This is a genomic window from Agrococcus sp. SGAir0287 (assembly GCF_005484985.1).
Classification (GTDB): domain Bacteria; phylum Actinomycetota; class Actinomycetes; order Actinomycetales; family Microbacteriaceae; genus Agrococcus.
The window spans coordinates 2,047,809-2,062,048 of sequence record NZ_CP027942.1 but is presented as its reverse complement, the minus strand read 5'-3'; the positions used below and the strand labels follow the sequence as shown (position 1 = coordinate 2,062,048).

Genomic DNA, 14,240 nt, shown 5'->3' with positions numbered 1-14,240 from the left:
CGCTAGAGCTGCGCCTGGGCTCGCGTCAGCACGTCGCGCAGGATCTGGGTGATCTCCGCGAACTCGGGCTCGCCGATCGTGAGCGGCGGCGAGAGCTGGATGACGGGGTCGCCGCGATCGTCGGCGCGGCAGTACAGGCCTGCCTCCCACAGCTCCTTCGAGAGGAATCCGCGCAGCAGGCGCTCGGACTCGGGCCCGTCGAACGACTCCTTCGTGCCCTTGTCCTTCACGAGCTCGATGCCGAAGAAGTAGCCGTCGCCGCGCACGTCGCCGACGATGTCGAGGTCGAGGAGCGTCTCGAGCGACAAGCGGAACAGCGGCGAGTTCGTGCGGACGCGCTCGAGCAGCCCCTCGTCCTCGAAGAGGTCGAGGTTGGCGTTCGCGACCGCCGTCGAGACGGGGTGGCCGCCGAAGGTGTAGCCGTGGCTGAACATCGCGTCGGCGTGCCGGAACGGCTCGTAGACGCGATCGCTCACGACCGTGCCGCCGAGCGGCGAGTAGCCGCTCGTCACGGCCTTGGCGAAGGTGATCATGTCGGGCTCGTAGCCGTAGGCGTCGCAGGCGAACATGTGACCGATGCGGCCGAACGCGCAGATGACCTCGTCGCTCACGAGCAGCACGTCGTGGCGGTCGCAGATCTCGCGGACGCGCTGGAAGTAGCCGGGCGGCGGGGGGAAGCAGCCGCCCGCGTTCTGGACCGGCTCGAGGAACACGGCCGCGACGGTGTCGGCCCCCTCGAACATGATCATCTCCTCGATGCGATCGGCGGCCCAGATGCCGAACTCCTCGTCGGTCGTGCCCGTGAAGCCGGCCTCGTCGGCGCGGTAGCGGTTCGTGTTCGGCACGCGGAAGCCGCCGGGCACGAGGGGCTCGAACATCTGCTTCATCGAGGGGATGCCCGTGATGGCCAGCGCGCCCTGCGGCGTGCCGTGGTAGGCGACGGCGCGCGAGATGACCTTGTGCTTCATCGGCTTGCCCTGGATCTTCCAGAACTGCTTCGCGAGCTTGAAGGCCGACTCGACGGCCTCGCCGCCGCCGGAGGAGAAGAAGACGTGGTTCAGGCTGCCCGGCGCGTACGAGGCGATGCGGTCGGCGAGCTCGATGGCCGGCGGATGCGCGTACGACCACAGCGGGAAGAACGCGAGCTCCTTCGCCTGGCGCGCGGCCGCCTCGGCGAGCGACTCGCGTCCGTGGCCGGCCGCGACGACGAAGAGGCCCGCGAGGCCGTCGATGTACTCCTTGCCGGCGTCGTCGTAGATGTGGTGGCCGGATCCCTTGACGATGATGGGCGTCTGCCCGGCCTCGAGCGCCGACTGGCGCGCGAAGTGCATCCACAGGTGATCGGCGGCCTTGGCCTGCATGTCGGTGAGCTCGGTCATCGTCGCCTCCTAGCGGGTGCCCCAGTCGTAGCGCTGCTCGACGAGGCGCATGTACAGGAACGTCTCGGTGCCCGCGACGCCCTCGATGGTGCGGACCTTCGTGTTCAGCAGGTCGATGAGCGCGTCGTCGTCCTCGCAGACCACCTCGGCGATGACGTCGAACGACCCGGCGGTCAGCACGACGTAGTCGATCTGCGCCAGCGCCGCGAGCTCCTCGGCCACGGCGACCGTGTCGCCGTGGACGCGGATGCCGACGAGCGCCTGGCGGCGGAAGCCGAGCTGCAGCGGGTCGGTGACGGCCACGATCTGCATGACGCCGGACTCCGTCAGGCGCTGCACGCGCTGCCGCACGGCGGCCTCGCTGAGCCCCACCTCGCGCCCGATGTCCGCGTACGAGCGGCGACCGTCGCGCTGCAGTCGCTCGATGATGGCCTTCGACACGTCGTCGAGCGCAGCGTTCCGTCGGTCCGGCATGCCACCGATCCTGACCGATCCGATGCCGCATGGCAAGCGATTCCGTCGCCGAGCCCGGTCGAGCGGTGCGGATTCCATCGTCGAGGTGGTCCTCTCGCGGACGTGCACGACCGCCGCGCGCATCTGGGAGACTGGTGCGTGTGACGCACATCGGAGCGCCTGTCGGCGAGCACACGGGCCAGGGGCCGGCGAGCCAGACGTTCCAGGTGCGCTGGGCCGGCACGACCGACGTGGGTCTGCGCCGCGCCCACAACGAGGACAGCCTCGTGACGCAGCCGCCCGTCTTCGCGATCGCCGACGGCATGGGCGGCCACAGCCACGGCGACCTCGCGAGCCGCGTCGTCGTGGAGCGGCTCGGCGAGCTCGGTGGACGGGAGCGGGTCGAGCCGTCGGACGTCGTGGAGGCGCTGCGCGAGGCGACCGCCGACATCGCGCGCCTCGCGGGCGACGACGACGCCGGCACGGGCACGACCGTCACGGGATGCGCCTTCGCCGAGCACGACGGCGAGCCCTACTTCGCGATCTTCAACGTCGGCGACTCGCGCACGTACGCGATGCTCGGCGAGCGCCTCACCCGCATCACCGTCGACCACTCGGTCGTGCAGGAGCTCGTCGACGCGGGCCTGCTCGCCGAGGACGAGGCCGAGTCGCATCCCGAGGCGAACGTCGTGACGCGGGCCGTGGGCTTCAACGCCGACCCCGTGCCCGACTACTTCCTGCTGCCGATCATGCCCAGGCTGCGGCTGCTCGTGTGCTCGGACGGGCTCACGAAGGAGATCGGCGACGTCGAGATCGAGCGCATCCTCGCCGAGCACGAGGACCCGCACGCGGCGTGCGAGGCGCTCGTCGACGCCGCGCTCGACGCGGGCGGTCGCGACAACGTCACCGTCGTCGTCGTGGACGTCGTGCGCGCTCCCGAGGTCGAGGACGTCGATCGCACCGTGCCCCGGGCGACGCTGCGCGAGGACTGAGCATGGCCGCCAGGCTGCCGTCGACGCCACCGGTGCTGCCTGGGTTCACGCACGTCCACATCCTCGGCAAGGGCGGCTTCGCCGACGTCTTCCTGTACGAGCAGAACCTGCCGCGTCGACCCGTCGCCGTGAAGGTCATGCACGCCGACCTCGTCGACGATCGCGTGCGCAGCGCCTTCCGCTCCGAGGTGAACCTCATGGGCAGGCTCAGCGCGCATCCGTCGATCCTCACGGTGTACTCGGCGAGCGTCGCGGGCGACGGACGGCCCTACCTCGTGATGGAGCTGTGCTCGACGGAGATCGGCGACCGCTTCCGCGAACGACCGCTCGAGCTCGACGACGCGCTCGAGATCATGGTCCGCGTCGGCGGCGCCCTCGAGACGGCCCACCGCGCCGGCACGCTCCACCGCGACGTGAAGCCCGCGAACATCCTCACGACCGCGTTCGGGCATCCCGTCCTGTCGGACTTCGGCATCGCGGCGAACATGCACGTCGGCGACCACGAGACCGCGGGCGTCTCGGTGCCGTGGTCGGCGCCCGAGGTGCTGCGTGACGAGACGGCCGGCACCGTCGCCAGCGAGGTGTGGTCGTTCGGGGCGACGCTGTACTCGCTCGTCGCCGGTCGCAGCCCCGCCGAGGTGCGCGGCGGGCGCAACGGCACGGACGAGCTCTCGGCGCGCATCCTCGCCCACGACATCCAGCCCTTCGACGTCGACGCCCCGCGCACGCTGCTGCGCGTCGTGCAGAAGGCGCTCGCGAAGGATCCCGCCGACCGCTACCACGCCATCCTGCCGATGGTGGAGGACCTGCAGGCCGTGCAGGAGGAGATGGGCGTGCCGATCACGCCCATCGACCTGCAGGAGCGCGCGTGGGCGCGCGAGGTCGATGCGGCCGACGATGCGGATCGCGAGGAGGAGCTGCCGCTGCGCGTGCGGGCCGCGCGTCGGCGCGCGCCGATGCGCGGCGCGCAGCAGATCGACATCTCCTCGTCGACGCAGGCCGTCGCCCCGCCGAGGCGCAAGGGGCTCGTGTCGCTGGCCGTGGGCGCGGCGACGGCCGCCGTGCTCGGTGCGGTCGCGGTGGTCGCCGTGGCGGTGACGACGATCCAGGGTGCGATCCCGGTCGTCGAGGAGGTCGTCGCGGAGCCGGTCGACGGCGGCGTCGCGTTCTCGTGGGAGGACCCGGGGCTCGTCGACGCCGACTCCTACCTCGTCACGACGGCGTCAGGCGACGCGGTCATCCAGCGCGCGACGAGCTTCCGGCTGTCGGGCTCGAGCGGCGAGGAGCTGTGCATCACGGTCGCCGTGAACCGGGACGGTCGCTCGGGCGACGGCGCGGAGGCCTGCGGGGAGGTGCCGTGAGTCGCGCGACGCGGATCGGCGGGATCGCCCTCGGCGGCGTGCTCGCCGTGTCCGTCGCGACCGCGGCGGCCCTCTGGCCCGGCAACGCGGCGCTCGACCCTCGGCTCGATGCGTCGAGCGTGTGGGTCGCGAACGCCGCCGCCGACCTCGTGGGCGTCGTGAACACGCAGACCGACCAGCTCGAGTCGATCGTCGCTCCCGGCGGCGCCGCGAGCGAGGTCGTGCAGGGATCCGAGGGCGTGCTCGTCGTCGATCGCGCCGCGAGCGTCATGCGCGCGCTCGATCCCGCGACGCTCGAGCGCGGACCCGCCGTGCTGCTGCCCGCGGGATCCGACGTGCAGGTCGCCGGCGACGCCGTCTCGATCGTCGCGCCCTCGAGCGGCGACGTGTGGGTGACCGACGTCGCCGCCGTGCAGTCGGGCGAGGAGCTCGGCGACCCCGTGGTGCAGCTCGGCCGCGGAGCCGTCGCCGCACTCACCTCGTCGACGCTGTTCGCGGCCTCGCCGGGGCTCGGACGCGTGCTCGAGATCGACGTGGCCACGGGCGAGACGCTCGCGTCGTCGGACGCGCCGATGTCGCCGGAGGAGCCGAGCCTGCAGATCACCGCGGTCGGCGAGCGGTGGGTCCTGCTCGACACGACGTCGAACGTGCTCTCCAGCCGCGGCTGGGAGACCCGCCTCCAGGCGGAGTCGGCGGTCCTGCAGCTGCCCGGGCCCGCATCCGGGCGCGTGCTCGTCGCGACCGACACGGGGATCGAGGCGCGCGAGCTGGGCGTCGAGACGGTCGACGTCGTCGCATCCGGCCTCGACGGGGCGCCCTCGCGACCGCTCGTGCACGACGGCTGCGTCTTCGGCGCGTGGGCGTCGGGCGCCGTCTGGCGCGGCTGCGGTGCGGACGAGGCGCTCCTCGAGCTCGATGGCGTGGAGGCCGGCGCGCAGCTCGCGCTCGTCGCACGCGGCGACGCCGTCGTGCTCGCGGACGCGGGGTCGGGCGATGCGTGGACCGTGGCGCGCGACGGCGCGCTCGTCGACGACTGGTCGCTGCCCGCGCCGCCGGCCGTCGCGCCCGGCGGCGAGGAGCCCGAGGATCCGGGCGCCGGCGCGGACGACCCCGAGCAGCTGCCGCCGACCGCGAACGACGACGCGCTCGGTGCCAGGCCGGGTCGGGTCACGCTGCTGCCGGTGCTCGAGAACGACGTCGACCCGAACGGCGACGTCCTCACGGTCGTCGCGGTCGACGGCGACCCGAACGCCACGATCGCGCCCGACGGGCGATCCATCCGCCTCGCGCTGCCCGCCGACGCGTCGGGCCAGGTCGTGCTCGCGTACCGGATCTCGGACGGCGCCGGTGGCGAGGACACGGCGACCGCGACCGTCGAGGTGCGCGCGCCGGAGCAGGACGAGCCGCCCGTCGCGCAGCGGTCGGTGCAGCTCGAGATCGCTCCGGGCGAGGCCGTGGTCGCGAACGCCTTCGACCACTGGATCGATCCCGACGGCGACGCGCTCGTGCTCGTCGACGCGTCGAGCGACGCGGGCGACGTCGTGCGCTTCCGCGGCGACGGACGCATCGAGATCGTCGACGGCGGCGCCGGCACGGTGCGCGACCTCGCCATCGCGGTCTCCGACGGCACCACGATCGTGCGCGGCACCATCGGGCTCGTCCCCGTCGAGCAGCCGCCGCTCGTCGCGGGCACGGTCACCGCCACGACCCGGCTGGGGCAGACGACGATCCTCGAGCCGCTGCTGTCGGCGCGCGGCGGCGACGCGCTCTCGCTCCACAACGTCAACGGACCCGCGGGGGTCGTGCAGGCCAGCTACGTCGACGACACGATCGCCGTGACGCCCGACGCGGTCGGCACGACCGCGTTCACGTACGTCGTGAGCGACGGCGTCGAGACCGCGACGGGTCAGGTGCGGGTGCAGGTGCTGCCTGCCGTGGATCCCGCGACCCCGCCGCAGCCCGCGCCGCACGCCGTCGGGGTGCTCTCCGGCGGCGCCGTCGAGGTCCCGGTCGCCGACCTCGACGTGGATCCCGCGGGGGGCGTGCTCGTCGTGACCGGCGCGAGCGTCGACAGCGACGCCGTGCGGGTCGACGTCGTCGACCAGGAGCGCGTGCGCATCGAGCTCGGCGGCCCGCTCGGCGGCCCCGCGACCGTGCGCTACGGGCTCTCGAACGGCGCCTCGACCGCGGAGGGCACCATCGAGGTGGTCGAGCGCGACGCCGCGATGCAGGCGCCGATCGCGCGCGACGACGCCGTGCGCGTGCAGCCGGGCGGCGCCGTCGACGTGCCCGTCCTGGCGAACGACGAGCACCCCGACGGCGCAGCGGTCGAGCTCGTCCCGGACCTCCTCGAGCCCGCCGCGTCCGGTCTCGCCTTCGTCGACGGCGATCGCCTGCGCTACGTCGCCGCCGACGAGCCCGGCGAGGTCTCCGTCACCTACGAGATCCGCGGCCCCGACGGGCAGTCCGCGTTCGCCACGGTCCGCATCGTCGTCGCCGACTCCGACGCCGCCACGAACGTAGCCCCCTCGCCGCCCACCGTGGACGCGCGCGTCGTCGCCGGCGAGACCGTCGACATCCCGATCGACCTGACGACCGCCGACCCGAACGGCGACGGCGTCGCGCTCGTCGGGCTCGCGACGCCGGCGAGCCTCGGCAGCGCCACGATCGTCGACGGCGGCACGCTGCGGTACGAGGCGGGCGGCTACTCGGCGGGCACCGAGACCCTCGCCTACGTCGTCGCCGACGACCTCGGCGCGCAGGCCCAGGGCATCGTGCGCATCGGCGTCGCACCACCGGACGGCGCCGTCGCTCCGCCGATCGCCGAGCCCGACATGGTCGCGCTGCGCCCGGGCACGGCGCAGACCGTGGACGTCCTCGCCAACGACCTCGACCCCGCGGGGCTCGCCCTCGACGTCGTGAGCGCACTGCCGCAGGGTGACGTCGAGGCGGAGGTCGTCGACGGGGAGGTGCTCGTGACCGCGGGCGAGGAGCCCGGCGAGTACGGCGTCGTCGTGACGATCGAGTCCTCGCGCGGCGCGCAGGCCGTCGGCTGGCTGCGCGTCGTCGTCGACGAGGACGCCGAGCCCCCCGCCCCGCGTGCGCAGGACGTGCGCGTGCCCGTCGCCGCGATCCTCGACCGTGAGCAGGTCGTCGTCGATCCCATGGACGCCGTCACGGTGGCCGACGGCGCGATCGACGAGCTCGTCACGACCCTGCCGCTCGACGTCGCCGGGACGCGGATCGACGCCGACGGCACGATCCGGGTCGCCGTCGCCCCGCAGACGCGCGTCGTGCCCTACACCGTGACGCGCGAGGACACGGGGGAGTCCGCCTCGGCGCTCGTCGTCGTGCCGGGCACCGAGGACGCCCTGCCGCAGCTGCGTCCCGACGCGCCGCCCATCGTCGTCGCGTCGGGGGAGACGATCGAGATCGACGTCGACGACTACGTCGTGGCCGTCGATGGCGACCCCGTCCTCATCACCGACGCGTCGAGCGTGCGCGCCGAGCACTCCGACGGCGCGCAGCCCGTCGTCGACTCGCGCACGCTGCGCTTCACGTCCGCGCCCGGGTACTTCGGGTTCGCGAGCATCGCCTTCGAGGTGACCGACGGCGAGTCGCCCGGCGATCCCGACGGGCGCGTCGCCTCCATCGTGCTGCCCATCACCGTCGAGCCCGGCGAGGGCCTGCCGGGTCGAGTGCTCGGCACGACGCTGCAGCTCGAGCAGGGCGGCACGAGGGAGCTCGACCTCGCGCGCATCACGACGGCGCCGGATCCGGAGGCCGTCGCCGGCTTCTCGTGGTCCCTCGGCGACGTCCCGCCGGGCTTTTCGGCGACGATCGACGGCTCGCTGCTCACCGTGCGCACCGCGGGCGCGCAGGTCGGCACGACCGGCGAGCTCGAGGTCGCGGTGACGGGGCCCGACGGCGACGGCATCCCCGGCACCCTCCGTCTCGTGACCATCTCGTCGACCAGGCCGCTCGCGCAGCCGCAGCCCGACCGGATCGAGGTCGTGCGCGGCGGCGCCGCGAGCGTCGACCTCCTCGCCAACGACGAGGCCACGAACCCCTTCCCGGGCACGCCGCTCGTGCTCGCCGCCGTCGACCAGTCGACGGTGCCCCTCGGCGTCGCGTTGCGGCGCGCGGCAGGCTCGAGCGTCCTCTCGGTCGAGACGTCCGAGCTCGCGCGCGTGGGCACGACCACCGTGCGGTACCAGGTGCTCGACGCGACGGGCGATCCGCGGCGCGCGGTCTGGAGCACGCTGACGATCGTGGTCCACGACGTGCCGGACCGCCCCGCACCGCCCCAGCAGGCCGCCGATCAGCACATCGACGCGGGCCTCGTGGTGCGCATCACGCCGCCCGGCGACGGCAACAGCCCCATCCTCGGCTACACGCTGCTCGGCCCGAACGGGTACCGGCACGAGTGCGGGCCGTCCACGACGTGCACGCTCACCGACCTGCCGGTCGGGGTCGACGTGCGACTGCAGGTCGTCGCCCGCAACGCCGTCGGAGCGAGCGAGCCGTCGTCGCCGTCGGAGCCCATGCACGCCGACCGCCTGCCCGCGCCCGTGACGGGCGTGTCCTCCACGCCGACGTCGACCGCGGGCACGACGATCGTGCGCTGGCAGGCGGCGACGGTGCCGCAGGGGGCGACGGGCGTCACGGGATACCTCGTGCGGGTGCGGGAGGCGGGCATCCTGCTGCGCCTCGACGCCGCCGCGCGCGAGGTCGCCCTCTCCGGCCTGCAGCCCGGCCGGGCCTACGAGGTCGAGGTCGCCGCGACCAACGATGCGGGCGTCGCCGACGACGCCTGGCGCTGGTCGACGCCGCATCCGTTCACGGCGGTGGGGCCGCCGGGACAGACCTCGGTGGTGCTGTCGGGCTTCGACGAGGCGTCGAGCACCGCGAGCGTCGTCTGGGCGGCGCCGGCCTCCGGCGGAGCGGACCTGCGGTACCGGCTGCAGGCCGTCGCGGCAGGAGCGCCGACGCCGAGCTGCAGCTCGACGGGCGGCGGGACCCCGGCGGGTCAGTCGGGCACGTCGGGCACCGTGCGGCTGCCGTCCGGCGGACGCAGCCAGATCGTCGTCGTCGCCGACAACGGCTGGTTCTGCAGCGTGTCGGTGAGCGCGCCGGTGCTGCCGTCCGCCCCGGACGCCGGCGACCTGCGGATCGCGCTCGACGACGGCACCGAGCAGGCGCCGCGCGATGCGCTCGACATGCTCGTCACGGCCGTGACGCCGGACCAGGGCACGACGATGGAGGTGCGCGTGCAGGGCCCGAACGTGCAGGGCGCGTGGACGCCCGTCGCGGCGGGGGACCGGCTCGTGCCCGCCGGCCTCGTCTACGGTCGCGAGTACGTCGTCGACATCCGGCAGTGCTCGCCGGGGCAGACGCTCGTCGCGTGCAGCCAGCCGCAGCGCGTCGGCGCCTACACGCCGCTGAGCCTCGCCGCCGTGCTCTCCCTGCCGCTCGAGTGCCGGTGGAACGAGCCGCTGCGGGGCGCGGCGCCGCCGACGAACGCGAACGCGACGAACCGCGTCGTCGCGACGTTCACGATGGCCGACGGCAGCGAGGTCGAGCGGACGGGGGACGCCAACCAGCCGATCGTCGTGCCCGCGGGTGCTGCCTCGGTGCAGGTCGTCGGACAGGTAACGTCGGGGCTGCTCGACACCGTCACCGGCAGGAACCCGCTGCCATCGCCCGCCGCCGCGTGCAGCATGTAGAGGAGACCGATGACCGACGACGTGACCGCGATCCGCGAGCTGGGCGACCGCATGGCCGAGGCCATCGAGCCCGTGCTCGTCGGCAAGGCCCACGTCGTGCGCCTCGCGCTCACGGCGATGCTCTCGGGCGGCCACCTGCTCGTCGAGGACAACCCCGGCACCGGCAAGACGTCGCTCGCCCGCGCGCTCGCGGCGTGCATCGACGGATCCGCGTCGCGCATCCAGTTCACCCCCGACCTGCTGCCCGGCGACATCACGGGCGTGAGCATCTGGGACCAGTCCACCGGCCGCTTCCGCTTCCACGAGGGTCCGGTCTTCGCCAACGTCGTCCTCGCCGACGAGATCAACCGCGCGAGCCCGAAGACGCAGTCGGCGATGCTCGAGGTCATGCAGGAGGGCCGCGTGACGGTCGACGGGCGGCCGCATGCCGTGCCCGCGCCGTTCATGGTCGTCGCGACGCAGAACCCGATCGAGCAGTCGGGCACGTACCGTCTGCCCGAGGCGCAGCTCGATCGCTTCGCGCTGCGCACGTCCATCGGCTACCCCGACCACGCGTCGACGCTGCGCATCCTCGAGGGGTCCGCCGAGCCCGTCGATCCCGCGTCGCTCGCGCCCGTCGTCGACACGGCGCGGCTGCGGGAGCTCGCGGGCGTCGTCGCGACCGTGCACGTCGACGCGGCCGTCGCCGACTACGTCGCGCGGATCGTCGACGCGACGCGGCAGTCTGGCGAGGTGCGCCTGGGGGTGAGCGTGCGCGGCGCGCTCTCGCTCGTGCGGACGGCGCGCGCCTACGCGGCTCTCGACGGCCGCGACTACGTGACTCCCGACGACGTCAAGGCGCTCGTCATCCCCGTGCTCGCGCACCGCATCGTGCTCGAGCCCGAGGCCGAGCTCGACGGCATCACGCAGGAGACGATCCTGCAGCAGCTCATGCTCTCGACCCCGCCGCCGCGAGGCCGCGACCGATCGTGATCGAGCTGCTGCGGCGCTCGACGCGCGTCGTCACCGGCTGGGGATGGACGCTCGTGGGCGTCGCGATCGTCGGCGGTCCCGTCGGCGTCGCGCTCGGCTGGGTCGAGCTCGTCGTCGCCGCCTCCGGTGCGCTGCTGCTCGTGCTCGCGGCGCTGCCCTGGGTGCTCGGGCAGCGCGACGTCGACGTGCAGCTCGCGCTGTCCGCCGAGCGCGTGCCGGTCGGCCAGCCCGCGCACGCCACGCTCGTCGTGCGCAGGCCGGGGCGCTTCTTCGCGCCGCGCGCGATCGACGTGCTCGTGGGCGACGTCGTGTACCGCCTCGACCTGCCGCGCCTCGACACGGGAGAGGACTCGACGCAGCGCATCGTGCTCGACACGCGCCGCCGCGGCAGGGTCGTCGTCGGACCGGCGACCGTGCTGCGCACGGACCCCTTCGGCATCCTCGAGCGCACGCACGTGCTCACGGCGGCGAGCGAGCTCGTCGTGCATCCGCGGGTCGCGCGGATCCCGTCGGTCGCCGCGGGCCTCGTCCGCGACCTCGAGGGCGAGACCTCCGCCGAGCTCACCGCCGACGACGTCGCGTTCCACAGCCTGCGCGACTACCACCCCGGCGACGAGCCGCGGCACGTCCACTGGCGATCGACGGCGCGGACCGGGCAGCTGCTCGTGCGGCAGTTCGAGCCGTCGAAGCGCAGCGACACGCTCGTGTGCGTCTCGACGAGCGCGGAGGACTACGGCGCCGACGACTTCGAGCTCGCGCTCGAGGTCGTCGCCACGATCGCGTCGGCCGCCATCGCGCAGCGCCGCAGCGTGCGCGTCGTCGAGAGCCCCTCGAGCGGCCGCCTCGACCCGGCGACCGTCGATGCGCGCACGCGCGATCGCCTGCTCGACGCCCTGACGGACCTCGCCACGGATCGTCGGCTCGGGATCGTCGACGTCGTGCGCTCGATCGCGCTCGCCCCGCAGGCCTCCGTCGCCTGGATCGTCGTCGGCGGCACGGCAGCGCCGCGACGGCTGCGCGAGGCGACGGGTCTGCTGCCGCCGGACGTCGCCCCGATCGTGCTGCGCGCGGACGCGCTCGCTCCACCGTCCGTCGGTCGCCTCGGGCGCGTGCCCGTGCTGACGGTCGGCCTGCTCGAGGACCTGCCCCGCGGGCTCCGCTCGGAGGCGCTCGCATGACGCAGTGGCGCCTCGCCGCGCTCACGGCGAGCGTCCTCGCGATCCTCGCCGCGTGCCTGCCCATGGGTGCGCTCTTCGGGTCGACGCGCATCGTGCCCGTCGTCGCCACCGCGCTCCTCGCAGGCACGGGCATCGCGGTGCTCGGCTGGTGGCGGCGCTGGCCGGCGCTGTGGCTCATCCTCGTGGGCCTCGGCACGCTCGCGATCGTCGCGCCGCCGCTCGTCGCGCCCGAGCTCCTCGCGGGCATCCTGCCGACCCCCGAGGCCTACGCGGTCGTCGTCCCGGCCATCTGGCAGTCGTGGCGCGACATCCTCACCATCCAGACCCCCGTCGGCGTCGGCGGCGGCGTGCTCATGGCACCGCTGCTGCTCGTGCTCGGCGGCTCGGCGATCTCCGGATCGATCGTGCTGCGCGCGCACCGCGCCGAGCTCGCGGCGATCGTGCCGGTCGCGATCGCGATCTGGACGATCCTCTTCGGCCCTGCCAGGCCCTGGGCTCCCGTGCTGCACGCCGTGCTCGTCACGGGCCTCGTCGTCGTGCTCGTGTCGATCGTGCGACAGGCTCGACGCCGCCGCGCGGCACCGCGCACCCTCTCCACGCTCTGGCGGCGCTCGATCGCGTCGCTCACGGTCGCCGCCGCCGCGATCGGCTGCGGCATCGTCGGCGGTGCGGCGGTGCTCGGCGACCGCACCGTGCTGCGCTCCGATCCCGTCATGCTCGACACGAGCCAGCTCGACAGCCCGCTGTCGGCCTTCCGAGCCTCGCACGAGCCGCCCAGGCGCGACGAGACCGTGCTCGTCGCCACGGGCCTCGCGCCCGGCGATCGCCTCTCCGTCGCGGTGCTCGACGCCTACGACGGCGTCGTCGCAGGGGTGGGCGATGCGGCGTTCGTGCGCCAGCCAGCGATCCCGCCGTCGGGCGACGAGGTGCTGGGCGTGACGGTGCAGGCGCTCGACGGACCGTGGATCCCGCACGTCGGCACGCCCGAGAGCGTCGGGTTCGTGGGTGCTCGCGCACCGGCGCTGCAGGCCACGCTCCACGCGGACGCCGACACCGGCGACCTGCTCGCGACGGCCGGGATCCAGCCCGGGGACGCGTACGAGATCGCCTTCCATCGCGATGCCGCGGTCGACGACCTCTCGACGCTCACTCCCGCGGGTCGGCCGCGGCTGGGCGTCACGCCGCCCGCCGACGCCGTCTCCTGGCTGTCCGGCTGGACGCAGGATGCGACGACGCCCGGCGAGCGCCTCGCGGCGCTCGTCGACGGGCTCGCCGCCGACGGCTACCTGAGCCACGGGGTCGACGACGACGCACCGTCGCGCGCGGGCCACTCGCTCGCGCGCATCGCCGAGCTGTTCGACGGCGTCATGGTCGGCGATGGCGAGCAGTACGCCGTCGCCGCCGCCCTGCTCGCCGAGCAGCTGGGATTCCCGGCGCGCATCGTCGTCGGCTACGTGCCGGGCTCGATCGTCGACGGGCAGCCGACGACGGTGGTCGCAGGCGACCTCGACGCCTGGATCGAGGTGTCGACGCAGGAGTCCGGCTGGGTCGCCATCCCGGTGACGCCCGAGGAGCGGCCCATCCCCGAGGAGGAGGCGACGGCGCCGCAGCCCTCGACCCAGCCCCAGGCGCCGGCGGGCCCCGTGCTGCCCGAGGGCGGCATCGAGGGCGACCAGCAGCCCGCGGATCCCGTGCAGCCGCCCGCCCAGGCGGTCGACGACGGACTCCTGCTCGCCGTGCTCGGCGTCGTCGCGACCGCGCTCGGCGGCGTGCTGCTCGTCGCGTCGCCCGCGCTCGCGGTGCTCGGCGCGAAGCTGCTGCGGCGTCGCAGGCGACGCATCGCGCCGACTGCCGCGGCGCGCGTGGACGGCGCCTGGCGCGAGTTCGTCGATGCCGCCGTCGACCGCGGACGCTCCCGGCAGACGGCGGCGACGCGGCTCGAGTACGCGCGCGGCGCGCAGGAGGCCGCCTTCGCGCGCGCCGTCGACGCGACGCTCTTCGGCCGCACCGACCCCGACGATGCGAGCGTCGACGAGGCGTGGTCGCACCGTCAGCGCCTCGTCGACGCGCTCGACGAGGGACGCCCCTGGCATCGCCGTCTGCGCGCCCGGCTCTCGCTGCGCTCGCTCGTCCACCGCTGAGGCTCCACAGCCGTGCGTCGTCCACACCCCGCGTCGAC

Annotated in this window: 8 protein-coding genes; 6 read left to right on the top strand and 2 right to left on the bottom strand. The window is 74.2% G+C overall.

The genetic code is table 11. The features are described from left to right. Positions 1-2: 2 nt before the first annotated feature. Both C1N71_RS09780 and C1N71_RS09775 read right to left on the bottom strand, forming a co-directional pair. Positions 3-1,379: an aspartate aminotransferase family protein gene (locus tag C1N71_RS09780; protein ID WP_137756222.1), complete on the bottom strand. Its 1,377-nt coding sequence runs from the start codon at positions 1,377-1,379 to the stop codon at positions 3-5. A 9-nt stretch (positions 1,380-1,388) separates the two neighbouring features. Beyond that, the gene (locus tag C1N71_RS09775; protein ID WP_137756221.1) at positions 1,389-1,853 is read right to left on the bottom strand and encodes an Lrp/AsnC family transcriptional regulator; all 465 of its coding nucleotides are present in this window, start codon (positions 1,851-1,853) and stop codon (positions 1,389-1,391) included. Positions 1,854-1,993: 140 nt separating this feature from the next. Here C1N71_RS09775 and C1N71_RS09770 point away from each other — a divergent pair, with 140 nt between their 5' ends. From C1N71_RS09770 to C1N71_RS09745, 6 genes are read left to right on the top strand one after another with little or no spacing between them, the layout of a single operon-like run. Continuing rightward, the gene (locus tag C1N71_RS09770; protein ID WP_137756220.1) at positions 1,994-2,824 is read left to right on the top strand and encodes a PP2C family protein-serine/threonine phosphatase; all 831 of its coding nucleotides are present in this window, start codon (positions 1,994-1,996) and stop codon (positions 2,822-2,824) included. Positions 2,825-2,826: 2 nt separating this feature from the next. Continuing rightward, entirely contained in the window at positions 2,827-4,185 is a 1,359-nt protein-coding gene (locus tag C1N71_RS09765; RefSeq protein WP_137756219.1) for a serine/threonine-protein kinase, read from the top strand. Continuing rightward, positions 4,182-9,911, top strand: coding sequence for an Ig-like domain-containing protein (locus tag C1N71_RS09760; RefSeq protein ID WP_137756218.1), 5,730 nt, complete (start codon positions 4,182-4,184; stop codon positions 9,909-9,911). The genes C1N71_RS09765 and C1N71_RS09760 overlap by 4 nt, the downstream gene beginning before the upstream one ends. Positions 9,912-9,920: 9 nt before the next feature. Beyond that, positions 9,921-10,883 carry an AAA family ATPase gene (locus C1N71_RS09755; RefSeq protein WP_137756217.1) on the top strand — a complete coding sequence of 321 codons (963 nt, stop codon included), beginning with the start codon at positions 9,921-9,923 and terminating at the stop codon, positions 10,881-10,883. Continuing rightward, complete coding sequence (locus tag C1N71_RS09750) at positions 10,880-12,061, top strand: DUF58 domain-containing protein (protein ID WP_137756216.1); 1,182 nt, start codon at positions 10,880-10,882, stop codon at positions 12,059-12,061. The genes C1N71_RS09755 and C1N71_RS09750 overlap by 4 nt, the downstream gene beginning before the upstream one ends. Then, positions 12,058-14,202 (top strand): transglutaminase-like domain-containing protein, encoded by a 2,145-nt coding sequence (locus C1N71_RS09745; protein WP_137756215.1) that lies wholly within the window; start codon positions 12,058-12,060, stop codon positions 14,200-14,202. The genes C1N71_RS09750 and C1N71_RS09745 overlap by 4 nt, the downstream gene beginning before the upstream one ends. Positions 14,203-14,240 lie beyond the last annotated feature (38 nt).

Bases quoted from the DNA above. Each gene is read 5' to 3' on its own strand.
- C1N71_RS09755 (WP_137756217.1), top strand. From the start codon at position 9,921: ATGACCGACGACGTGACCGCGATCCGCGAGCTGGGCGACCGCATGGCC.
- C1N71_RS09745 (WP_137756215.1), top strand. From the start codon at position 12,058: ATGACGCAGTGGCGCCTCGCCGCGCTCACGGCGAGCGTCCTCGCGATC.
- C1N71_RS09775 (WP_137756221.1), bottom strand. From the start codon at position 1,853: ATGCCGGACCGACGGAACGCTGCGCTCGACGACGTGTCGAAGGCCATC.
- C1N71_RS09780 (WP_137756222.1), bottom strand. From the start codon at position 1,379: ATGACCGAGCTCACCGACATGCAGGCCAAGGCCGCCGATCACCTGTGG.
- C1N71_RS09765 (WP_137756219.1), top strand. From the start codon at position 2,827: ATGGCCGCCAGGCTGCCGTCGACGCCACCGGTGCTGCCTGGGTTCACG.